Genomic DNA, 26300 nt, shown 5'->3' with positions numbered 1-26300 from the left:
CTTGTTGTTGGGGCGCGGGGGGGGGGGGGGGGGGGGGCGCCCGCCCCCCCCCCCCCCCCCCCCCCCCCCCCCGCGACAGGCCACGCGCGACAGGCCACGCGCGACAGGCCACGCGCGACAGGCCACGCGCGACAGGCCACGCGCGAACAGGCTGTCACGTTCGACCGCGCGCCCGGGCCGTCAGGCGCCCCGGCACCCGGTCGCGGCGTAGATTGGCCCCCATGTCAACGTCGCTCCAACCGCTCCCCAACTCCCGTACCGAACCCGACGGTTCCGCCGTCATCCGGGTCCTCAGCTACAACATCCGCTCCATGCGCGACGACACCGACGCCCTCGCCCGAGTCATCGCCGCATGCGCCCCCGACCTGGTCCTCGTGCAGGAGGCGCCCCGGTTCTTCCGCTGGCGCAAGAAGCTCACCCGGCTCGCCGCCGCCTCCGGGCTGGTACTCCTCTCCGGGGGCGGCACCGCCGCCGGGCCCGCACTCCTGTGCTCACTGCGCGCCACCGTCGAGCGCACCGAGGACGTGCTGCTCCCGCTCACCCCCGGCCGGCACCGCCGCGGCTTCGCGACCGCCGTGGTCCGCATCGGCGGGGCCCGCCTCGGCGTCCTGAGCTGTCACCTGTCGCTGTGGCAGGACGAGCGGTACGAGCAGGCGGGCATGCTCCTCGACCGGCTCGCCCGTCTCGGCGTGACGCACGCGGTGGCGGGCGGCGACCTGAACGAGAGCCCCGGCGGCCGTACCTTCCGGCGGCTCGGCGACGGCCTGCGGGACTGCTGGACCGCCGCGCCCTGGGGCGGCGAGTACACCTTCTCCCCGCCCGCCCCCGACCGGCGCATCGACGCGGTCTTCGTCACGGAGGGCGTCGAGGTACTGGGCTGCGGGGTGCCGGTGGGCCTTCCCGGAGTGGCCGAGGACGACCTGAGGGCGGCCACCGACCACCTTCCGGTCCTGACCGCCCTCCGCGTACCCGCGTCGTCCACGGACCGGTCCGTCTGACAGCCCCGCGGGTCGGTACGCCTAGACCACCGCGCCCCGCCCCGGGTCGTCGTCGTCCTCGTCGCCCGTCCGCATCCGCATGACCAGGGTGGCGAAGCCGCCGAGGAAGCCGCCGACGCTCGCGGTCGCCAGCCACCAGCTCATGTCCCAGCCGAGCAGCACCGCCAGCAGGAGCAGCACCGGGCCGCCGAGCACGCCCAGCCAGGCGAACTTCGCGGTGGTGTCACCCTCGGGCAGCGGCGGAGGCTCGGGCGGTACGAAGTGGCCCTCGCCGTCGTCCGGGTCGTCGTCGTCCGAGGGCTCGGCCAGGGTGTGGTCGCGCGGACCGACACCGGGGGCGAACGCCACGGATCCCCCCAGCGGCCGGGCCGAGGCCGGCCGGTCCGCCTCGGGCCCGTCGTCGTTGGTCTCCGGCTCCAGAAGCGCCAGGTCCTCCACCGACTTGAACGGCTTCGCGCCCGGCGGGTCCGGCGGCTCGTCCCCGTACCCGGCGACGATCGCGGCCCAGACGGCGTCCTCGTCGAGGGGCACGCCCTGCTCGTCGGGCTCGCGGCCCGCCGCGCCCTCCCGTCCCTCGCGGTGCTCCCGCTCCAGGTCCCGCTCCTCGCGGTCCTCGCGATCGGAGTCGTGCTCAGCCACCTGGGGCCGTCCCTTCCTTGCCGAGACCGGGCTCCGGCTCCCTGACGGAACCGGGCGCGAGCCGGCCGATGAACGCGACGCTCTGCGCGAAGATCCGGTCCGCGTCGTGGTCCAACGTCGCCACGTGGTAGCTCTGTTCCAACAGGACCTCCGTCACGTCCGTCGAGGACACCCGGCCGAGGACGCGGGCCGAGTCGGCCGGCGGTACCACGTGGTCCTGCGGACTGCGCAGCAACAGCAGCGGCTGGGTCACCTGCGGCAGGTCGCCGTCGGCGAGGCGGAAGAACGTACGCAACGAGTGCGCCGCGTGCAGCGGCACCCTGTCGTACCCCAGCTCCGTGCTGAGCGGCTTGGCGATGTCGCTGGCGATGCCCTTCGTCGCCGGCAGCAGGTGGCGCAGGACCGGAAGGGCGTGCTGGGCCACGCCGTGCATCCGGTTCGCCGGGTTGACGACCACGACGCCCGACACCGCGTCCCCGTGCCTGGCCGCGAGCCGCAGCGCCAGCGCGCCGCCCATGGACAGGCCGGCCACGAAGACGCGCGCGCAGCGCTCCCGCAGGGCGCGCAGCTCGCGGTCCACCTCCGCGTACCAGTCCTGCCAACCGGTGACCTGCATGTCCTGCCAGCGCGTGCCGTGCCCGGGCAGCAGCGGCAGCGCGACGGTCAGATCGCGCGCGGCGAGGTACCGGGCCCAGGGGCGCAGTGACTGCGGGGAACCGGTGAACCCGTGACAGAGGAGGACGCCGGTTTCACCGCCCTCGTGGCGGAACGGCTCGGCTCCGGGCAGGACCGGCACGTCTCGGTCTCCTGTCGTCGAGGGCCGGCACAGCCGGCACGTCGGGTGCGGTACATGCGGGTGCGGTACATGCGGTGCGGTACATGCAGGGGTGGCGGTCGCGGGTGCGGCACTCGCGGGTACTTCACCGTACGCGACCGCACTGACACCGACCAGGGCCGTCGGGGCCATTGACGGTGCCCCGGGATAAGGTCTGACCCACAGACACGGGAGGCACTCGGTTGTTGTACGGCGCGATGAAGGTCACCGTCGGAGGTTCGCTGAAGCTCGCCTTCCGGCCCTGGGTGGACGGCCTGGAGCACATTCCGGCCGACGGCCCCGCCATTCTGGCGAGCAACCACCTGTCGTTCTCCGACTCGTTCTTCCTGCCTGCCGTCCTCGACCGCAAGGTGACCTTCATCGCCAAGGCCGAGTACTTCAACACGCCCGGGGTCAAGGGCCGGCTGACCGCGGCCTTCTTCAAAGGGGTCGGCCAGCTGCCCGTGGACCGCTCCGGGGCACGCGGCGCCGGCGAGGCCGCCATCAAGAGCGGCATAGAGGTCCTGGAGCGCGGCGAGCTGTTCGGCATCTACCCCGAGGGCACGCGCTCCCCGGACGGCCGCCTCTACCGCGGCAAGCCGGGCGGCCTCGCGCGCGTGGCGCTCGCCACCGGCGCGCCCGTCATCCCGGTCGCCATGATCGACACCGAGAAGATCCAGCCGCCCGGCAAGGTGATGCCGAAGCTGATGCGGCCCGGCATCCGCATCGGCCGACCCCTCGACTTCACCCGCTACCAGGGCATGGAGCACGACCGCTTCGTGCTCCGCGCGGTGACCGACGAGGTCATGTACGAGATCATGAAGCTCTCCGGCCAGGAGTACGTCGACATGTACGCGACCGCCATGAAGCGGCAGCTCGCGGACGCGGCGAAGGCCGAGAAGGAAGCGGGCAAGGCGGCGAAGGCCGCGCTCGCGCAGGCGGAGCGGGAACAGGCCGCCAAGGAGAAGGCGGCGGCCGAGCAGGACCGGTCCGACGACCGGTAGCGGCCGGGCAGGGCGGAAGAACGTACGGGCCGGGGGGCGGGGGACATGGCCAGGCGCGAGAGAGTCATGAGGATGTCGGTCGAGCAGCCGCTGTGGCGCGCGCTCGCCGGCTACCGCGTGCTCACCATGCTGTACGCGATCGGCTTCTTCATCACCGCCTACTCCGGCTTCGCCCGCCCCTGGCTCGCCGTCGCCTACTACGCCGTCCTCTTCGTCTGGACCCTGGCCACCCTGCCCAAGGTCGCGGGCGCGGCGAGCTGCACCAAGCGCTTCCTCACCGCCGACCTCACCATCGCGCTGACCGGCATCCTGCTCACGCCGTTCGCCGACGCGCCCGAGCGGGTCATGGACGGCGGTCCGACCCTGCCGTCGATATGGACGGCAGGCTCCGTCCTGGCCTTCGCCATCAAGGGCGGCTGGCGCTGGGCGGCCGTCGCCTCCACCCTCGTCGCCGTCGCCAACCTGGTCGAGCGCGGCCACGCCGCCCGCGACACCGTCCACAACGTCATCCTCGTCTGGGTCGCCTCCATCGCCATCGGCTACGTCGTCGAGGTCGCCCGCGCCTCCGAGCGCACCCTCGCCCGCGCCCTGGAGATCGAGGCGGCGACCAGGGAACGGGAGCGGCTGGCCCGGGACATCCACGACAGCGTGCTCCAGGTGCTGGCGATGGTGCAGCGGCGCGGCGCCGTCATCGGCGGTGAGGCGGCCGAACTGGGCAGGATGGCCGGTGAGCAGGAGGTGGCGCTGCGCACCCTGGTCTCCGGCGGACTGGTGCCCGTCTCCCGCGTGTCGGAGGACACCGCCGAGGGCGCGGTCGTGCGGGCCGTGGAGGAACCGGAGCCGGACGGCCCGGACGGTCCCGTGGACCTGCGCGCCCTGCTGGCCCCGTACGCCGGCTCCCTCGTGAACCTCGCCGAGCCCGGCGCGCCGGTCCTGCTGACCCCCCTCGCGGCCCGGGAGCTCGCGGCCGCCGTGGGCGCCGCCCTGGACAACGTACGCCGGCACGTCGGTGAGGACGCGCGCGCGTGGATCCTGGTCGAGGACGAGCCGGACGAGGTGATCGTCACCGTCCGCGACGAAGGGCCCGGCATCCCGGAGGGGCGGCTCGCCGAGGCCGAGGGCGAGGGGCGGCTCGGCGTGGCCCTGTCGATCCGGGGCCGGCTGCGCGACCTCGGCGGCACGGCCGAGCTGATCTCGGTGCCCGGCCAGGGCACGGAGGTCGAGCTGAAGGCACCGAAGAAGACCGGCACCACCACCGTACGGGGGAAGGCAGCGGACCGATGACCGAACGACAGGAACCGATCAGGGTCATGGTGGTCGACGACCACCCGATGTGGCGCGACGCCGTCGCCCGTGACCTCGCCGAGTCCGGATTCGACGTGGTCGCCACCGCCGGTGACGGCGACCAGGCCGTGCGCCGCGCCCGGGCCGTCGCGCCCGACGTCCTCGTGCTCGACCTCAACCTGCCCGGCAAGCCCGGCGTCCAGGTCTGCAAGGAGGTCGTCGGCGCCGACCCGAAGCTGCGCGTCCTCGTGCTCTCCGCGAGCGGGGAGCACGCCGACGTGCTGGAGGCGGTGAAGTCCGGCGCGACCGGATACCTGCTGAAGTCGGCCTCCACCGAGGAGTTGCAGGACGCGGTGCGCCGCACGGCCCTCGGCGACCCGGTCTTCACCCCCGGGCTGGCCGGCCTGGTCCTCGGCGAGTACCGACGTCTCGCCTCCGAACCGGCGCCCGCCGCGGAGACCGGCGAGCCCGGGGCGCCCCGGCTCACCGACCGAGAGACCGAGGTGCTGCGCCTGGTCGCCAAGGGCCTCAGCTACAAGCAGATCGCCGAACGCCTCGTCATCTCCCACCGCACCGTGCAGAACCACGTCCAGAACACCCTGGGCAAGCTTCAGCTGCACAACCGCGTGGAACTGGTGCGGTACGCGATCGAACGGGGTCTGGACGAGGCGTGACCCCGCGCGGGACAGTGGCGGTGGCCTGAACCACCCACCGTGGCAAGGGGATTACGCGATGAAGGTCGGAGTACTGACCGGAGGCGGCGACTGCCCCGGGCTCAACGCCGTCATCCGTGCCGTCGTCCGCAAGGGCGTACAGGAGTACGGCTACGACTTCACCGGCTTCCGGGACGGCTGGCGCGGCCCCCTGGAAGGCGACACCGTCCGCCTCGACATCCCGGCCGTCCGCGGCATCCTGCCCCGCGGCGGCACCATCCTCGGCTCCTCGCGCACCAACCCGCTCCAGCACCAGGACGGCATCCGGCGTATCAAGGAGAACCTCGCGGGGCTCGGTGTCGAGGCGCTGATCACCATCGGCGGCGAGGACACCCTGGGCGTCGCCACCCGCCTCGCGGACGAGTACGGCGTGCCGTGCGTCGGCGTGCCGAAGACGATCGACAACGACCTGTCCGCCACCGACTACACCTTCGGCTTCGACACGGCCGTCGGTATCGCCACCGAGGCCATCGACCGGCTGCACACCACCGCCGAGTCCCACATGCGCGTGCTGGTCGTGGAGGTCATGGGCCGGCACGCCGGCTGGATCGCGCTCCACTCCGGCCTGGCCGGCGGCGCCAACGTCATCCTCATCCCCGAGCAGCGCTTCGACACCGAGCAGGTGTGTGACTGGGTGACGTCCCGGTTCCGGGCGTCGTACGCCCCGATCGTGGTCGTCGCCGAGGGGGCCGTGCCCAGGGACGGCGACATGGTGCTCAAGGACCAGTCGCTGGACTCCTACGGGCACGTCCGGCTGTCCGGAGTGGGCGAGTGGCTGGCGAAGGAGATCGAGAAACGCACCGGCAAGGAGGCCCGGACCACCGTCCTCGGCCACGTCCAGCGCGGCGGCACCCCCAGCGCCTTCGACCGCTGGCTGGCGACCCGCTTCGGCCTGCACGCCGTCGACTGCGTCCGCGACGGCGACTTCGGCAAGATGGTCGCCCTGCGTGGCACGGACATCGTCCGCGTCCCCATCGCCGACGCGACGGCCAGGCTGAAGACGGTCGACCCGAAGCTGTACGAGGAGGCCGGGGTGTTCTTCGGCTGACCGCTGACCCGCTGACCCGCTGACCGCTGACCACTGACCGCTGACTCGGCGCCCGCGGGCGTCGAGCCGTATATTCGGCCCCCGGAGCCCAGCAGAACGGGAGCGGTCATGGAAATCCTGGCCTTCGGCGTCCAGGCCGACGAGAAGCCCTTGATCGAGCAGGCCTTCCAGGGCCACGACGAGGTCCGCTGCCTCGACGTCTTCCTCAACGAGGACACCGCCCCCATCGCGGCCGGCCACGAGATCGTCTCCACCTCCGTCAACGCCGACCTGGGCGCCGGCGTCCTGGAGATCCTCGCGGCCGGCGGCACCCGGATGGTGGCCCAGCGCTCCACCGGCTTCAACAACATCGACCTGGACACGGCCGAGCGGCTCGGCCTGACCATCGCCCGGGTGTCGTACTACTCGCCCCATTCGGTCGCCGAGTTCGCCTGGACCCTCGCCATGGCCGTCAACCGCCGGATCGTCCGCGCCGCCACCCGCACCCGCGACTTCGACTTCCGCCTGCACGGCCTGATGGGCCGGGACATGCACGGCCGCACCGCCGGTGTGATCGGCACCGGCAAGATCGGTGAGGCCTTCGCCCGGATCGCCCACGGCTTCGGCATGCGGCTGCTCGGCTGGGACGTCGCCGAGAACCCCGCCTGCATGGAACTCGGCATGCGCTACGTCCCCAAGGACGAGCTGCTCGCCCAGTCCGACCTGGTCACCCTGCACGTCCCGCTGATGCCCGAGACCCGGCACCTGATCGACGCGGCCGCCCTGAAGGCGATGCGGGACGACGCCATCCTGGTCAACTCCAGCCGCGGGGGCCTGGTCGACACCACCGCGCTCGTCGGTGAGCTGCGCGCGGGGCGCTTCACCGGTGTCGGCCTGGACGTGTACGAGGCGGAGGCGGGCCTGTTCTACCTCGACAAGTCCCTGGAGGCCATCGCCGACGACACCCTGGCCCGCCTCGTCACCTTCCCGAACGTCCTGGTGACCTCGCACCAGGCCTACTACACCGAGGACGCCGTCGGTCAGATCGTCGACGCCACGGCACGCAACGTCCTCGACTACATCGAGGGCCGCCGCTCGGAGAACGTGCTCGTACCGCGCAGCTGACCGGCCAGCTCCCGCACGATCGCCGCGCCGTTCAGCGTCAGCACCGACTCGGGGTGGAACTGCACCCCCGCGAAGCCCTCGCCGCGCAGCGCGTGCACCTCGCCGCCCGCCGAGCGGCTCACCTCGACGCCGTGGGCGGCCAGCTCACCGGCCGTCTCGTCGTCGCAGCGCGCGGTGAAGCTGTTGTAGAAGCCGACGGTCTCCCGCCGACCGAACAGGTCGATCTCCGTCTGCGCCCCCTGGTACGGCACCTCCTTGCGGACGATGTCCAGCCCCAGCTCCGCCGCGATCAGCTCGTGCCCGAGGCAGACCCCGAGGACACCGTGCCGGTGCTCCCGGATCACCTCGGCGGTCAGGGAACGCAGGAAGCGCATCTTGGGATCGGCCGGGTCGGACGGGTCACCGGGGCCCGGCCCCAGCACCACCGGGCCCTCGTGCCCCAGCACCGCCTCGCGCAGCCCCTCCTCGTCGTACCGCCGCACGCTCACGGTGAGCCCCGACGAGCGCAGCACGTGCCCGAGCATCGCCGTGAAGGTGTCCTCCGCGTCGACGACCAGGGCATGGCCCTCCAGCGCGTCCGACGGCTCCTGCATCCGCAGCCAGAACGGCGCCAGTGAGGCCCGGCGTCCGTCCAGCGCCGCCCGCACCCCCGGGTCGTCGGCCAGCTTCGGCCGCCCGGCCTCCGCGCGGGGCCGGGACGGACGTACGCCCAGCGCCGCCAGCACCCCGGCCGCCTTGGCGTGGGTCTCCGCCACCTCGCCCGCCGGGTCCGAGCCCCGCACCAGCGTGGCGCCGACCGGCACCCGCAGCCGTCCGGCGGCGTCGATGTCGGCGGTGCGGATGAGGATGGGGGAGTCGAGGGTCTGGGCGCCGCCCGAATCCCGCCCGAGCAGTGCCAGCGCGCCCGCGTAGTAGCCGCGTCCCCCGACCTCGTGCCGCTCGATGACCCGGCAGGCGTTCTGCACCGGCGACCCGGTGACCGTCGCCGCGAACATGGTCTCCTTCAGCACCTCCCGCACATCCAGCGAGGAACGGCCGCGCAGCTCGTACTCGGTGTGCGCGAGGTGTGCCATCTCCTTCAGCCGAGGCCCGACGACCACGCCGCCCATGTCGCCGACGGTGCACATCATCTTGAGCTCCTCGTCGACCACCATCGACAGCTCCTCGATCTCCTTGCCGTCGGCGAGGAAGCGGAGCAGGTGCTCGGGGGTCGGCCCCTCGGCGGGATATCGGTACGTCCCGCTGATCGGGTTCATGACGACCGTGCCGCCGGACATCCGCACATGCACCTCGGGGCTGGCCCCGACCAGCGTCCGGTCCCCGGTGTGCACGACGAAGGTCCAGTACGCGCCCCGCTCGCCCTCCAGCAGCCGCCGGAACAGCGCCAGCGCGTCTGCCCGCCCGAACCCGTCGATCCGCCCCTCGTACGTCCGCCGGATCACGAAGTTGGCGCCCTCGCCGCCCCCGATCTCCTCGTCCAGCACGCGCCCGACGATCTCCGCGTACTCCTCGTCACCGACGTCGAAGCCGCCGCCCTCGACGCGGACGTCGTGCGCGGGGAGCCCGTCGAGAGCCTCGGCGAGCGGGATGTCGTACTGCTCCTCGGGGGTCAGCACCAGCAGCGGGGTGCCGTCGTCGCGGACGTCGAAGCCGCGCTCGCGGATCTGCCGGAAGGGGACGAGCGCCAGCCCCTCGTCGGGCAGGCCGGCGAGTCTGTCGTGCTCCGTCACCGGGCCGAGCAGCAGTTCCACGGTGTCGTGATCACGGCCCGGGGTGCGGCGGCGGAGCAGGGCGAACGGGCGGGGGTCGGCCACAAGGCCGTCGAGCGGTGTCCTGGGGGCGATCGGTGTCATGGGTCCGTGTCCCTCTCGGTCTCTCGTCGAGACTCTCGGTGGGAGGAACGGCCCCCGGTCGCGAAAACACCGAAGGCCGCCCCTCGGGCGGCCTTCGCGAAGTCTTGCGTACGCGCAGTCAGTGGGCCGCCGGATGAGCGGTCCACCACCAGTTCTGGGTCGAGTGCGCGAACATACGGCGCAGCGTACCCCACCGCGGCCTGTCCGCAAGGCGTTCGGCGCGTCTCATTCCCTGGGCAAGGGGCGGCAGCCGCGAGCCGACCCCGTACTGTTGGGGCCGTGACCGTGAACGCTAAGACCAGCGCGAGCGCTGGCAACACCTGGCGAGACCTGCCCGCGGCGCAGCAGCCCGAGTACCCCGACACCGAGGCTCTGCGCGCAGTGATCGCGGACCTCGAGTCGTATCCGCCGCTCGTCTTCGCGGGCGAGTGCGACCAGCTGCGCGCCCGGATGGCGTCCGTCGCCAAGGGAGAGGCGTTCCTCCTCCAGGGCGGCGACTGCGCCGAGGCCTTCGACGCCGTGTCCGCCGACCACATCCGAAACAAGCTGAAGACGCTGCTCCAGATGGGCGCCGTCCTCACGTACGCCGCCTCCGTGCCGGTCGTGAAGGTCGGCCGGATCGCCGGCCAGTACTCCAAGCCGCGCTCCAAGCCGACCGAGACCCGCGACGGCGTGACGCTGCCGACCTACCGCGGCGACTCCGTCAACGGCTTCGACTTCACCGAAGAGGCCCGGATCCCGGACCCCGAGCGGCTCAAGCGCATGTACCACGCGTCGGCGTCCACGCTGAACCTGGTGCGCGCCTTCACCACCGGTGGCTACGCGGACCTGCGCCAGGTGCACGCCTGGAACCAGGACTTCGTGAAGTCCTCGCCGTCGGGGCAGCGCTACGAGCAGCTCGCCCGGGAGATCGACAACGCGCTGAACTTCATGCGGGCCTGCGGGACGGACCCGGCCGAGTTCCAGACGGTCGAGTTCTTCTCCTCGCACGAGGCGCTGCTGCTCGACTACGAGTCGGCGCTCACCCGCGTCGACTCGCGCACCGGGCAGCTGTACGACGTGTCCGGGCACATGGTGTGGATCGGTGAGCGCACCCGGCAGCTGGACCACGCGCACATCGAGTTCGCCTCGCGGATCCGCAACCCGATCGGCATCAAGCTCGGCCCGTCCACCACGGCCGAGGAGGCGCTGCAGTACATCGAGCGCCTGGACCCCGAGCGCGAGCCCGGCCGGCTGACCTTCATCGTCCGCATGGGCGCGGACAAGATCCGCGACAAGCTCCCCGAGCTGGTCGAGAAGGTCACCGCGTCCGGCGCGACCGTCGCCTGGATCACCGACCCGATGCACGGCAACACCTACGAGGCGGCCTCCGGCCACAAGACCCGCCGCTTCGACGACGTGCTCGACGAGGTCAAGGGCTTCTTCGAGGTCCACAAGTCGCTGGGTACCCACCCGGGCGGCATCCACGTGGAGCTGACCGGTGACGACGTCACCGAGTGCGTGGGCGGCGGCGACGAGATCTTCGTCGACGACCTGCACCAGCGCTACGAGACGGCCTGCGACCCGCGGCTGAACCGCAGCCAGTCGCTCGACCTGGCGTTCCTGGTGGCGGAGATGTACCGGGACCAGTGACGGCGCGCCCGTCCGACGGCGTCGGACGGGCGGCAGGTGCCAGGAATGGGGCGCGGGTCACATACGATCCACGCCCCTTCCGCTTTTGCCGCCCCTGCCCGATGGGTAAGGTTAGGTTTGCCTCACCGATCAGTCGGGCCCTTCCGGTCGTCGGTACGGCACGACCTTGTACCCCGCCCGGGAGGTGAACCGCGTGTTCGTCTGCAGCTGCTTCGGTGTCACCGAGGAACAGGTGAGGAGCCACGCGGAAGCGGGTGCCTGCACTCCCCGGCAGATCGCGTCGGCCTGCAAGGCGGGCACCGACTGCGGCGGCTGCGTACGTCGCATCCAGGCGCTGCTCGGCCGCGGCGCCTGCCCCCGCCGGCAGCTGGCCGACCAAGGTGGACCGGTCCTCGCGGAGCTCCCGGACGCGGCCTAGCTAGAGCGAGCCGGGACCCGACGCGTCCGGCTGGGACTGCTCGATGACCGTCGACAGGTAGAGCGACTCGCCCAGCTTCTCGATCAGCTCCAGCTGGGTGTCCAGGTAGTCGATGTGGTGCTCCTCGTCGGCGAGGATCGCCTCGAAGACGTTGGCCGAGGTGATGTCGTTCTTGGCCCGCATCACCTCGACGCCCCGGCGCAGCCGGTCGATCGCCTCGACCTCGATCTCCCGGTCGGCCTGGAACATCTCGGTCACGCTCTGGCCGACCCGCACGTGGAAGAGCCGCTGGTAGTTCGGCAGGCCGTCCAGGAGCAGGATGCGGTCGGTGAGCACCTCGGCGTGGCGCATCTCGTCGAAGGACTCCGCACGCGTGTACTTCGCGAGCTTGGTCCAGCCCTTGTGGTCCTGCAGCTTGGCGTGCAGGAAGTACTGGTTGATCGCCGTGAGCTCGGCGGTCAGCTGCTCATTGAGGAACTCGATGACCTCGGGGTCGCCCTGCATCGCTTGACGCTCCTTCGAACGGGAACTTGCGTGTTGCGCCGCATGATTGCACCGGCACCGGAGATCGTCCAGTAAGTCTCGACTTAGTAAGTAAGTACAGGCTTAGTTAAATTTGTTCCTGTTTGCCCGAATGTAAACAGGGCGGGTCGGGGGCATCGGTCCGGGTCTGTCAGGATGGAGGCATGGGTCAGCCGGTGGGACACGAATCGGGAGAAGGCGGTTCGGAAGGAGCGTCGCGGTTCGAGCTCCCACCGGGGCAGCGGCAGCAGCGCGGCTGGCCGGTCACGCACTACGGGCCCGTGCCCAGGTTCCGCCCCGAGCGCTGGGAGTTCCGGGTCTTCGGCACCACCGCCGACGGTGAGAAGCGCGGCTGGACCCACGAGGAGTTCACGGCCCTGCCGTACACCACGGTCGTCGCCGACCTGCACTGCGTCACGAAGTTCAGCATGCTCGGCTCCGAGTGGGGCGGCGTCCCGGCCGCCACGATCCTGGAGCTCGCCCCGCCCGCGCCCGCCGTCACCCATGTGATGGTGTGGGCCGAGTACGGGTTCAGCTCCAACCTGCGGCTGTCCGACTTCGCCGCCGAGCGCACCCTCTTCGCCACCCACAAGGACGGCGAACTGCTCACCGCCGAGCACGGGTTCCCGCTCCGGCTGGTCGTTCCGCACCTGTACGCCTGGAAGGGCCCGAAATGGGTCCGCGGCATCGAGTACATGACCGCCGACCGCCGCGGCTTCTGGGAGGAGCGCGGCTACCACAACATCGGCGACCCGTGGCGGGAGCAGCGCTACTCCTACCAGGAGGAGCCCGGGGACGGCCCCGAGCTCTGACCGGAGCCCGCGGGGGTCAGCCGTCGCGCAGTTTCTTCAGCCGCTCCACGTCCGCAGCGTGCCCCTCCTTGCCGCCCGGCGTCTCGATGACCAGCGGCACCCCCTCGGTCGCGGGGTGGGTCATCAAGGCCCGGAACGGGTCCTCGCCGATGTGACCGGCGCCGATGTTCTCGTGCCTGTCCTTGTGCGCCCCCGCCACGTCCTTGGAGTCGTTGGCGTGGATCAGCCTCAGCCGGCCCTCGCCGACCGTGTCCACCAGCAGGTCCAGCGTCTGATGCATGCCCGACGGGCCGGTCAGGTCGTGCCCCGCCGCGAAGATGTGGCACGTGTCCAGGCACACACCGAGCTTCGGGTGGGCGTCCAGTGCCTCGAAGTACGGCCCGAAGTCCCAGGTCCGCGAGCACAGGGAGGCACCCTGGCCGGCGGTCGACTCCAGGAGCAGGTACGGGTCGTCGTCGTGGGTGAGCTCGTCGAGCAGCGGCAGCATGTACTCCCGTACCTGCTTCAACGCCACCGCCCGGTCCCGGCCGCCGGTCGCGCTGCCGGTGTGCACGACCACGCCGAGCGCCCCGATCGCCCGCCCGCGCCGCAGCGAGTGCCGCAGCGACTCGACCGACCGCTCCACCGTCGCCTCGGTGTGCGAACCGAAGTTGATCAGGTAGGGCGCGTGCACGTACGCCGGGACCGACCCGGCCGCACAGGCCTCCCGGAACGCCTCGTCCTGCTTCGGGTTGCCGGCCGGTGTGGCCCAGCCGCGCGGGTTGGCGACGAAGACCTGCACGGCCTCCGCCTTCAGCTCACGGGCGTAGGACAGGCCCACGGAGTGCAGGCCGCCGGCCACGGGGACGTGACCGCCGACGGGGTTGCGGGGGAGCGCGCTGGTGCGGGAGTGGGCGGACTGTTGACTGTTCACCCATCCAGGGTGTCATGCGCTCACGCGTGGTCGTACGCGCCGGACGGGCCCCCCGACGTGCCGGTGGTCACCTGATAGTGATCGTGACGGAGGACCCCTTGGGAGCCGTGTTCCCGCCGTCCACGGACTGGTCCTTCACGGTGTCGCCGAACAGCCCGAGCAGACCGCGGTCCTCGTCCACCTGGAAGCCCGCGTCCTTCAGCTTCCGCTTGGCGTCGTCCACGCTGTCGCCGACCACGTCCGGGACCTCGATCATCTCGGGGCCCTTGGACACCGTGAGCGTGACCGTGTCGCCCTTGGCGGCCCGGCTGCCCGGGGCCGGCGTCTGCCGGGCGACCTGGCCCCTGTCGTGCTCGGAGTTCACCTGCTCGGTGGCGACCCTCACCTTCAGACCGGCCTCCGTCAGCTCGGCCCTGGCGTCGGCCAGGTCGTCGCCGGCGACGTCCGGGACGTCGACCGGGCTGCCCTTGCTGACGACCAGCGCGACCGCCGAGCCCGAGCGCACCGTGGTGCCCGTCGCCGGCTTCGTGGAGATCACGAAGCCCTGGGGCACGTCCTCGCTGAACGCCCGGGTCACCATGCCCGGCTCCAGCCCCTCGTCCTTCAGCAGCGTCCGCGCCCGGTCCAGCTTGTAGCCCTGCACGTCCGGCAGCTTCACGGTGTCGGGACCGTCGGAGATCGTGAACGACACGGAGTCGTTCTTGCGGATACGGGTGCCGACCCCGGGGTCGGTACTCATGACCTTGCCGCGCTCCACGGTGTCGCTGTAGGCGTGCCGGACCTTGCCGGCGTCCAGACCGGCGTCGTCCAGCCGGTCCCGGGCCTGCGCCTCGGTCTTGGACAGCAGCGGCGGCACCTTGGTGAACTGGCCGGAGTTGATGTACCAGACGCCCGTGCCGACGCCGAGCACCAGCAGTACGGCCACGACGATCGCCAGCGGGCCGCGCCGCAGCTCCGGCCGGCGCCGCCGGGGCGGGACCGGCGGGGGAGCGGCCAGGCGGCTGGTGCGGTCGACCCCGTCAGCGGGGAACCCGTCAGCCGTGCCGTCGCCCGCGCCCTCGTCCTCGTTGACGGGCAGTGGCCGGGACGGGGGTCCCCCCGGGCGAGCGAAGCCGAGCGCGGGGGAGGTCAGCGCGCGCGGGATGACGCTCGTGCGGTCCTCGGCGTTGTCGTGCTCCGCGGCGAGCGCCTGCGGCGGCACCGCGTCCAGCTGGTCCGTGCTCAGTGTCCCGCGCGCCTGACGGGTCTGCGAGAGCAGGGCCACGGCGTCGTGCGGACGGATCTGCGGGTTGCGGGCGGTCGCCGAGGCGACCAGCTCGTCCAGCTCGTAAGCCATCCCCGGCACGGCGGCCGACGGCGGCGGCACGTCCTCGTGCAGATGCTTGTAGAGCACCTGGGCGGGGGAGTCCCCGTCGTGCGGCTTGGCACCGGTGAGCATCTCGTGCAGCATCACGCCGCACGCGTACACGTCGACCCTCGGATCGGCGGCGCCGTGCTCGATCTGCTCGGGCGCCAGGTAGGAGACGGTGCCGAGGACGGCTCCGGTGGTGCTGGTGACCGTGTCGACGGCCCGGACCAGGCCGAAGTCGGCGACCTTGACCCGGCCGTCGTCCCCTATCAGGACGTTCTCCGGCTTCATGTCCCGGTGCACGAACCCGGCCCGGTGCGCGGCGCCGAGCGCGGCCAGCACCGGCTCCAGGATGTCCAGCGCGGCCCGCGGCCGGAGCGCCCCGCGCTCGCGCAGCACGTCGCGCAGGGTGCAGCCGGCGACGTACTCCATGGCCAGGTAGACGTACGCTCCCTCGGCCCCTTGGTCGAACACCTGCACGACGTTGGGGTGGTCGAGGCGGGCCACCGACTTCGCCTCGCGGATGAACCGCTCCACGAAGGTGGCGTCGGCCGCGAGCGTCGGGTGCATCACCTTCAGCGCGAGCACGCGGTCCAGGCGGGTGTCCACGGCCCGGTAGACCGTGGCCATCCCGCCGACCGCGATCCGCGCCTCGACGCGGTACCGGCCGTCGAGCATCTGCCCGACGAGAGGGTCCTGAAGGGTCGTGTCCACGCAGGTGAGTCTACGAGCCACCACGGACACCCGGCGCCGCCGCCGACGGCCGGGGGCGGTACTGCAGCGGACCTGTGACGCTTCTTACGCCCCTGCGCGGCCGGCCACCGACGGCGTGGACCCGCACGAACGGCACGACAGCGCGGCACTACCGAAAAGCGGGCCGCTCCGGATCGAGAACCGCCAGCCCCTCCGCGGGAGACGACGCCTCGGCGAAGTGCCGCCGCGGGATCCGCCCGGCCCGCCGGGCCAGCCTCCCCGCCTCCACGGCGAACCGCATCCCCTCCGCCATGAGGACCGGCTCCTGCGCCCGCGTCACCGCCGAGGCGAGCATCACACCCGCACAGCCCAGTTCCATCGCCAGCGCCACGTCCGACGCCGTACCGGCCCCCGCGTCCAGAATCACCGGCACGCGCGCGTGCTCCACGATCAGCTCGAAGTTGTGCGGGTTGCGGATGCCGAGCCCCGACCCGATCGGCGAGCCGAGCGGCATGATCGCCGAGCACCCGACGTCCTCCAGCTTCCGCGCGAGGACCGGGTCGTCGTTCGTGTACGGCAGCACCGTGAACCCGTCGTCGACCAGTGTCTCCGCCGCGTCCAGCAGCTCGATCGGGTCCGGCAGCAGGGTGCGCTCGTCGGCGATGACCTCCAGCTTGACCAGGTCGGTGCCGAGGGCCTCGCGCGCGAGTCGCGCGGTGAGGACGGCCTCCCCGGCGGTGAAGCAGCCGGCCGTGTTCGGCAGCACCCGGATGCCGAGCTTCTCCAGCACCGACAGCACGGACCCGTGTACGGAGGCGTTCACGCGCCGCATCGCGACGGTCGTCAGCTCCGTCCCGGACGCCACCAGCGCGCGCTCCAGCACGTCGAGGCTGGGCGCCCCGCCGGTACCCATGATCAGGCGGGACCCGTACGCCGTACCGCCGAGGACAAAGGGATCGTCGGCCATGGTCAGCCTCCTTGGACGGCGGTGAGGACTTCGACGCGGTCGCCGTCGGCCAGCGCGGTGACGGACCACCGCGCGCGCGGGACGACGGTTTCGTTGAGGGCGGCGGCCACTCCGGACGGCGCCGCGGTGAGCGCACCCACCAGGGCGTCCAGGGCCGTACCGGGAGCCACCTCGCGGGGCTCGCCGTTGACGGAGATGTTCATGCGGGCTGCTCCGAGAGTGCGGGGGCGGCGTCGAAGCGCCGCGGGGTGAAGGGGCGGGCCTCGGCCGGCAGTTCCCCGGTGGTCAGGGCGTCCGCCATGACGTCGCCGGTGACCGGGGTGAGCAGGACGCCGTTGCGGTAGTGCCCGGTGGCCAGCAGCAGGCCGTCCAGCCCGGTCGGGCCGAGCAGCGGGGCGTTGTCCGGGGAGCAGGGGCGCAGACCCGCCCGGGTCTCCGTCAGGGGCAGCTCGGTGATGCCGGGGACCAGCTCGTGGGCGTCGCGCAGCAGCTCGTAGACGCCGCCCGCGGTGACCGTCGTGTCCCAGCCCAGTTCCTCGCTGGTGGCGCCGACGACCAGCTCGCCGCTCTCCCGGGGCACCAGGTAGAGCGGGTTGCCGCGGACCACGGCACGCACCGTCCGGCTCAGCAGCGGCCCGTGCGTCCGCGGCATCGCCAGCCGCAGCACCTGCCCCTTCACGGGCCGCACCGGCGGCAGCAGGGCCTCCGGCACGCCCGTCAGCCGTCCGCTCAGGCTGCCGCCGGCCAGGACCACCTGCCCGGCCTCCAGGGCCGTGCCGTCGGCCGTGACGATCCCCGTGACCCGCTCGCCGCCGCCCCCGACGGTGAGCCGGTCGGCCCACACCCGGTGGAAGACGACGCCCGTGCGTTCGCAGGCGGCCACGAGTGCCCCGGCGAGGCATCGGGGGTCGATCTGATGGTCGCCGTCCACCCGCAGCCCGCCGCGCACACCCGGCGCGAGCATCGGCTCCAGGCGTCGGCACTCGCGCCCCGACAGCCATTCGGACTCCAGGCCCGAGCGCTGCTGGAGCGCGTGCAGTTCCCGCAGGTGGGCACGGTCGTCGGCGTCCAGTGCGACGGCGAGGGTGCCGCACCTGCGGTAACCGAGGTCGTGGCCGGTGAGGTCGGTCAGCTCGGCGGCGAACTCCGGGTAGCGGCGGGCGGAGGCGAGGTTCAGGGCGAGCAGCGTCTGCTCGCCGTAGTGCAGTTCCGTGACGGCGGCCAGCATCCCGGCCGCCACCTGGGCCGCCCCGCCGCCCGGTTCGGGGTCGACGAGGGCCGTGACGAGCCCGCGCTGCGCGGCCCGCCAGGCCGTGACCAGGCCGATGATCCCACCGCCGACGACGAGGACGTCCGGCGTACGCGACGGTGGCGAGGCCGTCGCGGCCGGTGCGGCCGATCTGGCAGCGGAAGCGGAAGTCGGTGGTGACGACATGGGCGTCCAGCCCCTCCCTTCGCCGGCATGACCCGGATCAGGTTCGTACGGTCGGAGGCCGCCAGCCTCCCTCTCAGCCCGGTGCGTCCGGGCTCCCGCGAGTGCTTTACGTTGGCCACCCTAGCCCGCAGCCCATCGCACTCGTAAGGGAGCCTCCACCCGTGGCGCGTTCACTCGACGGTCTCGTTCTCGCCCCTGTCACCGACCAGGCGCCCGGCCAGGTGGGCACGCGCACCCGGTTCACCTATCACGAGCAGGACGGCGCCGTATGGGCCGAGTACGCGGGCGGCGACGTCGTCCGCGGCCGCCTGGTGGGCAGCCGGGAGGGCGACCGTCTCGACTTCCGCTACGTGCAGCTCAAGACCGACGGCGCCACGTCGTCGGGACACTGCGTGTCGACCGTCGTCGAGCTGCCGGACGGGCGCGTGCGCCTGGAGGAGACCTGGGAGTGGGAGTCGCAGCGGGGCAGCGGGACCAGCGTTGTGGAGCAGGTCACCGCGCACGGGCACTGACCGGCGGATCGCCAGGTGTCTATGGTGATCAGGTGAGCGAGCAGACGCAGGAGCGGGCCCGGGAACGGGAAGCGGACGCGGAGCGCCGCGTGGTCGTCGTGGGCGCGGGCATGGCGGGGGTGCAGACCGCCGTCGCCCTGCGGGAGCAGGGCTTCACCGGCACCGTGACACTGATCGGCGCGGAGCCGCACCAGCCGTACGACCGCCCCCCGCTGTCCAAGGCCGTCCTGCTCGGCACGGCCGAGGGCTCCGCCTTCGACGTCGACTTCGAGGCCCTCGGCATCACCCTGCGGCTCGGCTGCGAGGCCCTGGGCGTCCGCCAAGGCGCGCACGTACTCGACACCTCCGCGGGGCCCGTGCCGTACGACGTCCTCGTCCTCGCGACCGGCGCCGAACCGATCCGGCTGCCCGGCTCGGAGGGGGTGCCCGGCGTGCACCTGCTGCGCACCCTGGACGACGCCGAACGGCTGCGCCCGGTGCTCGCCCGGCAGCACGACATCGTGGTCGTCGGCGCGGGCTGGATCGGTGCCGAGTTCGCCACCGCCGCGCGCGAGGCGGGCTGCGCGGTGACCGTCGTGGAAGCCGCGGGACGGCCCCTCGCCGACGCGCTGCCCGACGAGGTCGCCGCGCCGATGGCGGCCTGGTACGCCGACGCCGGCGCCGTACTGCGCACGCACGCGCGCGTGGAACGCGTCGAGCCCGGCGGCCCGGGGGAGCCCGGCCACGTGGTGCTCGACGACGGCTCGCGGCTGCCCGCCGGCGCGGTCGTCGTAGGCATCGGCGCCCGGCCCGCCACCACGTGGCTCGCCGGCTCCGGGGTCGACCTCGGCGCGCACGGGGAGGTTCTGGCCGACGACCGCCTGCGCACCTCGATGCCGGACGTCTACGCGGTCGGCGACTGCGCCTCCTTCCCCTCCGGCCGCTACGGCGAGCGGCTGCTCGTGCACCACTGGGACAACGCCCTCCAGGGCCCGCGCACGGTCGCCGAGAACGTCATCGGCGCCACCACCGGCGAGGCCCCGGCGGCCTACGATCCGGTGCCGTACTTCTGGTCCGAGCAGTTCGGCCGCTTCGTCCAGTACGCCGGTCACCACACGGACGCCGACACCACTCTGTGGCGCGGCGACCCCTCGGGACCCGCCTGGACGGTCTGCTGGCTGCGCGAGGACCGCCTGGTCGCCCTGCTGGCGGTGGGCCGCCCCCGGGACCTGGCCCAGGGCAGACGCCTGATCCAGGCGGGCGCGACGATGGACCCGCGGCTGCTGGCCGATCCGGCCAGGCCGCTGAAGGCGGCGGCCGCGTAGTCCGCCCACGTTCACCCGTTTTCCGCACTCCGACCGGCCCGGCCCGCCGGCCGTTGCGCGCTCTCCGGTCCGGTTCGCCGGCCCGGGTCGGACGGGTCCGGCTTCCGACTGTCAGTGCCAGATGGCAGGCTTGAGCCGTGACCGAGATTGACGCAAAGATCGATGCTCTCGTGCCTGCCTGGCTCACCGTCCCCGACATCGCCGAGATGCTCGGCGTCGAGGTGACCCGCGTACGCCAGCTGATCAAGGAAGGCCAGCTCATCGCCGTACGCCGCGGTGAGAACCGCGCGCTGCACATTCCCGCGGCCTTCATCGACGAGGACAAGGTCGTCAAGGGCCTGGTCGGGACCCTGACGCTGCTGCGGGACGACGGCTTCACGGCCGAGGAGATGCTGGAGTGGCTCTTCACGCCCGACGAGACCCTGCCCGGCACCCCCGCGCAGGCGCTGAGCGAGAACCGCGGCACGGAGGTGAAGCGCCGCGCCCAGGCGCTCGCCGTCTGACCTGACACACACCGTTCAACGCACGGGCCGCGGCGCCACCGCGGCCCGTGAGCAACAGCCGTGCGGCCCACGCGGGCCCACGCCACCGAACCTGGGGGACCCGTATGCCCGACACCGACGCCACCGCCCGCGCCCGGCTCGCCGACGCCCGGCTCTACCTGTGCACGGACGCCCGCCGCGACCAGGGCGACCTGCCCGAGTTCCTGGACGCGGTGCTGGCCGGTGGCGTCGACATCGTGCAGCTGCGGGACAAGGGCATGGAGGCGGGGGAGGAGCTGGAGCACCTCGAGGTCTTCGCCGACGCCTGCGCCCGCCACGGCAAGCTCCTCGCGGTGAACGACCGGGCGGATGTCGCCCACGCGGCCCGCGCCGACGTGCTGCACCTCGGGCAGGGCGACCTGCCGGTGCCCGCCGCCCGGGCGATCCTCGGCGACGACGTCCTCGTCGGCCGCTCCACGCACGCCGAGTCCGAGGCCGCAGCGGCCGCCGTCCAGGACGGCGTGGACTACTTCTGCACCGGCCCGTGCTGGCCGACCCCCACCAAGCCAGGCCGCCACGCACCCGGACTCGGCCTGGTCCGCCACACGGCGTCCCTGGGCACCGACCGCCCGTGGTTCGCCATCGGCGGCATCGACCTCGGCAACCTCGACGAGGTGCTGGCGGCGGGCGCCCGGCGCGTCGTCGTCGTCCGCGCGATCACCGCGGCGGACGACCCGGGCGCGGCGGCCGCCGAGTTCGCGAAGCGGCTGCGGCAGGCGTAGGGCCGGGGCCCGTCCCCGGCGGGTACTGGCGGGTGCCGGAGGCATGTGTCGGAGGAGTGTGTCCAAGGGGTGGACAACAACTCGACAATGCGGACAAATGTCCCGCATCCGGTTGGGTGACCGCCGCCCGCCTGGCTAACCTGCCCGTATGGCCCTCGGAACCGCATCCACCAGGACTGATCGCGCACGCACCGTGCGCGACATGCTCGCGTCCGGCAAGACGACGTACTCGTTCGAGTTCTCCGCGCCGAAGACGGCCAAGGGCGAGAAGAACCTGTGGAGCGCTCTGCGGCGGGTGGAGGCGGTCGCGCCCGACTTCGTCTCCGTGACCTACGGCGCCGGCGGTTCCACGCGCGCGGGGACGGTCAAGGAGACCCAGCAGATCGTCGCCGACACGACGCTGACCCCCGTGGCCCACCTCACCGCCGTCGACCACTCCGTGGCCGAGCTGCGCAACATCATCGGCCAGTACGCCGACGCGGGCATCCGCAACATGCTGGCCGTGCGCGGCGACCCGCCCGGCGACCCCACGGCCGACTGGGTCCCGCACCCGCAGGGCCTGACGTACGCCGCCGAACTGGTCCGGCTCATCAAGGAGTCGGGCGACTTCTGTGTCGGCGTCGCGGCCTTCCCCGAGATGCACCCGCGCTCCGCCGACTGGGACTCGGACGTGACGCACTTCGTCGACAAGTGCCGGGCCGGCGCCGACTACGCGATCACGCAGATGTTCTTCCAGCCCGAGTCCTACCTGCGCCTGCGCGACCGGGTCGCCGCGGCCGGCTGCGAGACCCCGGTCATTCCCGAGGTCATGCCGGTGACCAGTGTGAAGATGCTGGAGAGGTTGCCGAAGCTCAGCAACGCCTCGTTCCCGGCCGAGCTGAAAGAGCGGATCCTCGGAGCACAGGACGATCCGACCGCTGTACGCTCCATTGGCATCGAGTTCGCCACGGAGTTCTGCGCGCGGCTGCTGGCCGAGGGTGTGCCCGGACTGCACTTCATCACGCTGAACAACTCCACGGCGACCCTGGAAATCTACGAGAACCTGGGCCTGCACCACCCACCGCGGGCCTAGACCGGTCGCACGTACTTACGACACACTGCGTAACGGCCACTGGGAGAGGGGCGTACATGGGCTGGACGGTCCTCTACATCGCGTTCGGGGGCGTCGCGCTGTGGCTGCTCGGTGAAGTGCTGCTGCAGTACAAGGCGCGGCTGCGCTGGCGACTGCTCGCCTTCGGCGGCTTCCTCGGTGTCGTGGTCGGTGTCCTGATCCCGTCCGTCATCGTCATCGGGCTGGGCGCGGCCGCCTTCGCGGTCGGCCAGACGTACGTCACGCTGTCGTTCCGCCGCGGCTTCGAGGCCGGCTGGGCGGTCAACGCCCCGGCGGGTCTCGTCGGCAAGCGGGTCCGTCCCGAACGGGGCCGCAAGGAGCCGACGCTGGAGGTGTCCGGCCTCGAAGCGGCCGAGGGCGGCCCGGACGGCCACGACGACCGTACGCGCGGTCACGCGCAGGGGCAGGACGACCTCCCGTACGGCCACGACGGCTACGACCGCGACGACGTCTTCACGCCGGCCCGCCCCGCCGACCCCCCGGCCGCGGAGGCCACCGCCGTCTACGCGCCGCAGCCCATGCCGGACGACACCGGCTCGTACGGTGTGTACGCCGACGCCGGATACGGCCACGACCAGCAGGCACCGGCCGCGGCCGCGCAGGGCACCGACCAGCCCTACGCCTACGACTACTCGGGCTACGGGCAGCAGCAGGGGTACGGCTACGACACCGGCGACCAGCAGCAGTACGCCGCCTACTCCGACCCGTACATCGGCACCCACACCTACGGCGGGGCTTCGTACGACACCGGCTCCTACGACACGACCGGCGGGCAGCAGTACGGCCGGCAGGGCTACGGGCAGGACCAGTACGCCGCCGGCACGCCCGGCGGCTACGGCGGCGAGACGCCGGCCGGCGGGGTGTGGGTGCCGCAGCAGCGCAGCACCGACGACCCCTACGGTGGCGAACTCCCGCAGGAGCAGACGTATCCGTACCAGGGCAACGGCCAGACCCAGGGCCAGACCCAGGGCCAGGGTTACGACGAGCAGTACCGCTTCTGACGACGCCTCCGGGACCGGGTCACCGGTCCCGGCCGCTCACTGGGAGCCCCGGAACTCCGGCCCCTCCACGACGAGTCCGGCGACCAGCGCGCCCGACATGCCAGCGTGCGGCAGCCCCCCGCCCGGGTGCGACCAGCCGCCGGCCGTGAACAGCCCGCCCGTACGCGTGCCGTTCGCCGCGTGCAGCAGGCGCCCGCCGGCCCCCGCCAGAGCCGGCACCGGAATCGCGCCGTCCGCCACCCCGGTCGCCGCCGCGACATCGGCCGGGGTGCGTACCTCGTGCCACAGAAGACGGTCGCGCAGATCCGGTACCGCACGCTCGGCGACGCCGATCAGGTGCTCCGCGTGGCGGGCGGACACATCGGCGGCAGCCCGGTCCACCCCGCCGCCCAGGGCGGGCACCACGGCGGTGAGCGTGACCGCCTCGTGGTCCGCGTCCGGGACCAGTCCCGGGTCATCGGGGCGCAGGACCGTGACGGTCGGCCGCGCCGCCATCGCGGGCTCGGCGCCGAACAGGCCGTCCAGCTCGGCCTCCCGGTCCTCCGCGTGCACCACCGTCCGGTGCGCCGTGCCCTCGGGACGGCCGCCCCGCAGCGCCAGCAGCACCGTCAGCCGGCTCGCCCCGCCGCGCTGCGGCGGCACCTCGCCGTCCCCCCGCACCGCCGACCCCCCGCAGAGGCGGTCCAGCACATCGGGCGCCACACCGGCCACCACGAACTCCGCCTCGGCGACGCCGCCTTCGGCCAGCTCCACGCCCGCCACCCGGCCGTCCTTCTCGACGACAGCCGCGACCTCGGCGCCGAAGTGGAACTCGACCCGGCGGGCCAGGCACCGCTCGTACACCGCCCGCGCCAGCTCCCGCAGACCGCCGCCACGCACGTACCACATACCGAAGGCGTACTCCATGTACGGCAGCACGGCGGTGTTCGCCGGGGCGGTCCGGGGATCCAGGCCGTACCCGAGGGCGTGGCTCTCCAGGAGGGCGGCGAGCCGGGTGTCCCGCAGCTCCCAGGCACCGATCTCGGCGAGCGTGCCGGCCCGGCGGGTACGCAACAGCCGCTTGTGCGGGACCGCCGGATAGGGCTCGCGCTCGGCCAGCACCGTCCAGTTCGGCCACAAGGGCTCCTCGAGGAGCGGGCGGCGCGTTCGGTCCCAGGTCTCCCGGGCTCGCACCAGGAAGTCGCCCCAGCGCTGCCCGGCGGCCGGGCCGAGCGCCCGGTCCAGGGAGGCGACGACGCCCGCCCGCGAGGCGTTCGGCAGTGAGACCTCCGTGCCGTCCGCGAACACGTGCCGTGACGACGGGTCGACCTGCACCAGCTCGACACACGCCTCCAGCGGCTCCTTGCCGGTCTTGACGAACAGGTCGCGCCAGACCGCGGGCAGGGGCAGCAGACCGGGACCGGTGTCGAAGGAGAAACCGGCCCGCTCGAAGCGGCCCAGGGCGCCCCCGTACGTCCCGGTCCGTTCGTACACCGCCACCCGGTGGCCTGCGACGGCCAGCCGGGCGGCGGCCGCCATCGCGCCCATCCCGGCGCCGATCACCGCAATCCGTGCCATGCCAGGGACTTTATCCGCCGCCACCGACAGTCCGGGTCCGGGGGCCGGGCCGCGCACCTGCGGGAACGGCCGGAGAGGGGCCGGAGCTGAGTACCGGGACGGGCGCGCGCGTGACCGGTCGGTGACGCGCCGCTGTGAGCCGGGGTGCGCACGACTGAGTACCCGTACCTAGCCCGGCAGATGAGTACGCGCGCGGATGGGGCACGACCTGCGGGAACGAGAGAGTGGAGGCACGGAGAGGGGCACGGCTCCGAACCGGCGACACGGGGCGCCGGAGCGGAGCCGGGCCCGCGATCCGCTCCTTCCGCCGACCGAGGCCGGCGGGAGCGAGGCACGGGGGAACCCGGGGGACCGACCGAGAACGGGGTTCCGACGGGGGGACGTACGGGGGAGCAGGAGAAGGCGCCGGTCCGACGGCGGCCCGCGGGGGACGCGGCCGCCACGGACCGGCGCTCTTCGTGTGCGGCCGGCGGCCCGTGCGCGGCTGTCTCAGGGGCGGCCGCTCACGCGCCCCTGAAGCAGCCGGGACAGGGCCGCGTGCACGTCGTCGAGGGAGCGTTCCGCCTGGAACGACTTCCAGTCCAGCGCCGCCACCAGAACCATGCCGACCAGCGCCGCGGCGGTCAGCGGTACGTCGATCTCCTCGCTGAACTCACCGCTCGCCACGCCCTCGCGCAGCACGCCCTCCACCACCGCGACGGCCTCCTGGCGGACCACCAGCAGCGTGGACTGCCAGGCCCGGTTGGTACGCCACAGCTCGGCCACGTACAGCTGGGTGAAGGCCGGGTAGCGGTCGATGAAGACGAGCCCCGCGCGGATCATCGCGTCCAGGGCGTCGACCCGGCCGCGGCCCTCCCGCGCCGTTCGCTCCGCCGCCTCCCGCAGGGACGCGGTGAGGAGCCCGACACCATGGCGCAGCAACTCCTCGAAGAGGACGGACTTGCTGGCGAAGTTGTAGTAGACCGTGCCCTTCGCGACCCCGGCGCGCTCGGCGATCTCGTCCACGGTGGTGGCGGAGAAGCCCTGCTCGGCGATGAGGGTGACGGCCGCCTCGTAGAGCTTTTGCCGGGTGGCCTCGCGACGGCTGCTGCCCTGCGAAGCGGCGCTGCTGCTTTCCATGGTCCCGATTGTCACAGCACCTTCCCCGGGGACGTCACCGCAGGGCCCGCGGCCGTCACAGGCCTGTCCGGGACGCGCCCGGTCCTGCCCCTCCACCGCGGCCGCGCGCCGGGGCCTGCGTGGAGCGTGGCCGGCACAAAAGGCGAACCGAACCCACGATCGATACAAAAGGCCAGGTCAAGACGGATTGTCAGTGGCATACCTCACGATGGGCACAAACGGCACCTCTTGCCAG

At 72.7% G+C, this 26300-nt stretch carries 27 protein-coding genes and 1 riboswitch; of the genes, 15 read left to right on the top strand and 12 right to left on the bottom strand.

The window, feature by feature from the left end; all coding sequences use genetic code 11:
* The first annotated feature begins 221 nt into the window (after positions 1 to 221).
* Positions 222 to 998 carry an endonuclease/exonuclease/phosphatase family protein gene (locus ACH4F2_RS17165; protein WP_398133515.1) on the top strand — a complete coding sequence of 259 codons (777 nt, stop codon included), beginning with the start codon at positions 222 to 224 and terminating at the stop codon, positions 996 to 998.
* 21 nt (positions 999 to 1019) lie between these two features.
* Here ACH4F2_RS17165 and ACH4F2_RS17160 read toward each other — a convergent pair whose 3' ends face one another.
* Both ACH4F2_RS17160 and ACH4F2_RS17155 read right to left on the bottom strand, forming a co-directional pair.
* Complete coding sequence (locus ACH4F2_RS17160; protein ID WP_398133514.1) at positions 1020 to 1637, bottom strand: hypothetical protein; 618 nt, start codon at positions 1635 to 1637, stop codon at positions 1020 to 1022.
* Entirely contained in the window at positions 1630 to 2433 is an 804-nt protein-coding gene (locus ACH4F2_RS17155; protein WP_398133513.1) for an alpha/beta hydrolase, read from the bottom strand. Before ACH4F2_RS17155 ends, ACH4F2_RS17160 begins: the two co-directional genes overlap by 8 nt.
* A gap of 236 nt (positions 2434 to 2669) precedes the next feature.
* On the opposite strand from ACH4F2_RS17155, the gene ACH4F2_RS17150 reads away from it, so the two are divergent.
* The 5 genes from ACH4F2_RS17150 to ACH4F2_RS17130 all read left to right on the top strand — a co-directional run bounded on the left by ACH4F2_RS17150 (position 2670) and on the right by ACH4F2_RS17130 (position 7604).
* Positions 2670 to 3455 (top strand): lysophospholipid acyltransferase family protein, encoded by a 786-nt coding sequence (locus ACH4F2_RS17150; RefSeq protein WP_398133512.1) that lies wholly within the window; start codon positions 2670 to 2672, stop codon positions 3453 to 3455.
* 45 nt (positions 3456 to 3500) lie between these two features.
* The gene (gene macS, locus ACH4F2_RS17145; RefSeq protein ID WP_398133511.1) at positions 3501 to 4739 is read left to right on the top strand and encodes a MacS family sensor histidine kinase; all 1239 of its coding nucleotides are present in this window, start codon (positions 3501 to 3503) and stop codon (positions 4737 to 4739) included.
* A complete protein-coding gene (locus ACH4F2_RS17140) occupies positions 4736 to 5413 on the top strand; it encodes a response regulator (protein ID WP_398133510.1) in 678 nt (225 codons plus the stop codon). The genes macS and ACH4F2_RS17140 overlap by 4 nt, the downstream gene beginning before the upstream one ends.
* Positions 5414 to 5471: 58 nt before the next feature.
* On the top strand, positions 5472 to 6500 hold the full coding sequence (locus ACH4F2_RS17135; RefSeq protein ID WP_398133509.1) for a 6-phosphofructokinase: 1029 nt from the start codon (positions 5472 to 5474) through the stop codon (positions 6498 to 6500).
* Between the two features lie 108 nt (positions 6501 to 6608).
* Positions 6609 to 7604 carry a 2-hydroxyacid dehydrogenase gene (locus ACH4F2_RS17130; protein ID WP_398133508.1) on the top strand — a complete coding sequence of 332 codons (996 nt, stop codon included), beginning with the start codon at positions 6609 to 6611 and terminating at the stop codon, positions 7602 to 7604.
* Here ACH4F2_RS17130 and ACH4F2_RS17125 read toward each other — a convergent pair.
* Together ACH4F2_RS17125 and ACH4F2_RS17120 are read right to left on the bottom strand one after the other, a co-directional pair.
* A complete protein-coding gene (locus tag ACH4F2_RS17125) occupies positions 7556 to 9457 on the bottom strand; it encodes an anthranilate synthase family protein (RefSeq protein WP_398133507.1) in 1902 nt (633 codons plus the stop codon). The two genes, ACH4F2_RS17130 and ACH4F2_RS17125, sit on opposite strands and share 49 nt — an antisense overlap.
* Before the next feature lie 118 nt (positions 9458 to 9575).
* Positions 9576 to 9632: a trp operon leader peptide gene (locus tag ACH4F2_RS17120; protein ID WP_071528813.1), complete on the bottom strand. Its 57-nt coding sequence runs from the start codon at positions 9630 to 9632 to the stop codon at positions 9576 to 9578.
* Positions 9633 to 9736: 104 nt separating this feature from the next.
* On the opposite strand from ACH4F2_RS17120, the gene ACH4F2_RS17115 reads away from it, so the two are divergent.
* Entirely contained in the window at positions 9737 to 11089 is a 1353-nt protein-coding gene (locus tag ACH4F2_RS17115; RefSeq protein WP_398133506.1) for a class II 3-deoxy-7-phosphoheptulonate synthase, read from the top strand.
* 184 nt (positions 11090 to 11273) lie between these two features.
* Positions 11274 to 11507, top strand: a complete 234-nt coding sequence (locus tag ACH4F2_RS17110; protein ID WP_398133505.1) for a bacterioferritin-associated ferredoxin — start codon at positions 11274 to 11276, stop codon at positions 11505 to 11507.
* On the opposite strand, the gene bfr is transcribed toward ACH4F2_RS17110, so the two are convergent.
* Complete coding sequence (bfr, locus tag ACH4F2_RS17105; RefSeq protein ID WP_019327969.1) at positions 11508 to 12011, bottom strand: bacterioferritin; 504 nt, start codon at positions 12009 to 12011, stop codon at positions 11508 to 11510.
* 182 nt (positions 12012 to 12193) lie between these two features.
* Between bfr and ACH4F2_RS17100 the strand changes: the two genes are divergently transcribed.
* Complete coding sequence (locus ACH4F2_RS17100) at positions 12194 to 12841, top strand: sulfite oxidase-like oxidoreductase (protein ID WP_398133504.1); 648 nt, start codon at positions 12194 to 12196, stop codon at positions 12839 to 12841.
* A gap of 16 nt (positions 12842 to 12857) precedes the next feature.
* Here ACH4F2_RS17100 and ACH4F2_RS17095 read toward each other — a convergent pair whose 3' ends face one another.
* From ACH4F2_RS17095 to thiO, 5 genes are all read right to left on the bottom strand, one after another.
* A complete protein-coding gene (locus tag ACH4F2_RS17095) occupies positions 12858 to 13754 on the bottom strand; it encodes a deoxyribonuclease IV (protein ID WP_398133503.1) in 897 nt (298 codons plus the stop codon).
* 67 nt (positions 13755 to 13821) lie between these two features.
* Positions 13822 to 15816 carry a Stk1 family PASTA domain-containing Ser/Thr kinase gene (gene pknB, locus ACH4F2_RS17090; RefSeq protein ID WP_398133502.1) on the bottom strand — a complete coding sequence of 665 codons (1995 nt, stop codon included), beginning with the start codon at positions 15814 to 15816 and terminating at the stop codon, positions 13822 to 13824.
* Positions 15817 to 15964: 148 nt separating this feature from the next.
* Positions 15965 to 16762: a thiazole synthase gene (locus tag ACH4F2_RS17085; protein WP_398133501.1), complete on the bottom strand. Its 798-nt coding sequence runs from the start codon at positions 16760 to 16762 to the stop codon at positions 15965 to 15967.
* Between the two features lie 2 nt (positions 16763 to 16764).
* Positions 16765 to 16965: a sulfur carrier protein ThiS gene (gene thiS / locus ACH4F2_RS17080; RefSeq protein WP_398133500.1), complete on the bottom strand. Its 201-nt coding sequence runs from the start codon at positions 16963 to 16965 to the stop codon at positions 16765 to 16767.
* Entirely contained in the window at positions 16962 to 18197 is a 1236-nt protein-coding gene (thiO, locus tag ACH4F2_RS17075; protein ID WP_398133499.1) for a glycine oxidase ThiO, read from the bottom strand. The genes thiS and thiO overlap by 4 nt, the downstream gene beginning before the upstream one ends.
* A riboswitch (TPP riboswitch) is annotated at positions 18195 to 18306 on the bottom strand. It overlaps the preceding gene by 3 nt.
* A 52-nt stretch (positions 18307 to 18358) precedes the next feature.
* Here thiO and ACH4F2_RS17070 point away from each other — a divergent pair.
* From ACH4F2_RS17070 to ACH4F2_RS17045, 6 genes are all read left to right on the top strand, one after another.
* Positions 18359 to 18709, top strand: a complete 351-nt coding sequence (locus ACH4F2_RS17070) for a hypothetical protein (protein ID WP_398133498.1) — start codon at positions 18359 to 18361, stop codon at positions 18707 to 18709.
* A 32-nt stretch (positions 18710 to 18741) separates the two neighbouring features.
* Complete coding sequence (locus tag ACH4F2_RS17065; RefSeq protein ID WP_398133497.1) at positions 18742 to 20013, top strand: NAD(P)/FAD-dependent oxidoreductase; 1272 nt, start codon at positions 18742 to 18744, stop codon at positions 20011 to 20013.
* A 137-nt stretch (positions 20014 to 20150) separates the two neighbouring features.
* On the top strand, positions 20151 to 20516 hold the full coding sequence (locus ACH4F2_RS17060; RefSeq protein ID WP_055416498.1) for an Rv2175c family DNA-binding protein: 366 nt from the start codon (positions 20151 to 20153) through the stop codon (positions 20514 to 20516).
* A gap of 104 nt (positions 20517 to 20620) precedes the next feature.
* Positions 20621 to 21277 carry a thiamine phosphate synthase gene (gene thiE / locus ACH4F2_RS17055; protein ID WP_398133496.1) on the top strand — a complete coding sequence of 219 codons (657 nt, stop codon included), beginning with the start codon at positions 20621 to 20623 and terminating at the stop codon, positions 21275 to 21277.
* A gap of 148 nt (positions 21278 to 21425) precedes the next feature.
* Complete coding sequence (gene metF / locus ACH4F2_RS17050) at positions 21426 to 22349, top strand: methylenetetrahydrofolate reductase [NAD(P)H] (protein ID WP_398133495.1); 924 nt, start codon at positions 21426 to 21428, stop codon at positions 22347 to 22349.
* A gap of 56 nt (positions 22350 to 22405) precedes the next feature.
* Positions 22406 to 23389: a hypothetical protein gene (locus ACH4F2_RS17045; RefSeq protein WP_398133494.1), complete on the top strand. Its 984-nt coding sequence runs from the start codon at positions 22406 to 22408 to the stop codon at positions 23387 to 23389.
* Positions 23390 to 23425: 36 nt separating this feature from the next.
* Here ACH4F2_RS17045 and ACH4F2_RS17040 read toward each other — a convergent pair whose 3' ends face one another.
* Both ACH4F2_RS17040 and ACH4F2_RS17035 read right to left on the bottom strand, forming a co-directional pair.
* Positions 23426 to 24946, bottom strand: a complete 1521-nt coding sequence (locus ACH4F2_RS17040) for a phytoene desaturase family protein (RefSeq protein ID WP_398133493.1) — start codon at positions 24944 to 24946, stop codon at positions 23426 to 23428.
* Positions 24947 to 25435: 489 nt separating this feature from the next.
* Positions 25436 to 26065 carry a TetR/AcrR family transcriptional regulator gene (locus tag ACH4F2_RS17035; protein ID WP_398133492.1) on the bottom strand — a complete coding sequence of 210 codons (630 nt, stop codon included), beginning with the start codon at positions 26063 to 26065 and terminating at the stop codon, positions 25436 to 25438.
* Between the last annotated feature and the right edge of the window lie 235 nt (positions 26066 to 26300).

The sequence above is a fragment of the Streptomyces sp. NPDC017890 genome (genome assembly GCF_044328675.1).
GTDB lineage: Bacteria > Actinomycetota > Actinomycetes > Streptomycetales > Streptomycetaceae > Streptomyces.
Note: the sequence above shows the minus strand (reverse complement) of the source record. Positions and strands in the feature narration are given on the sequence as shown.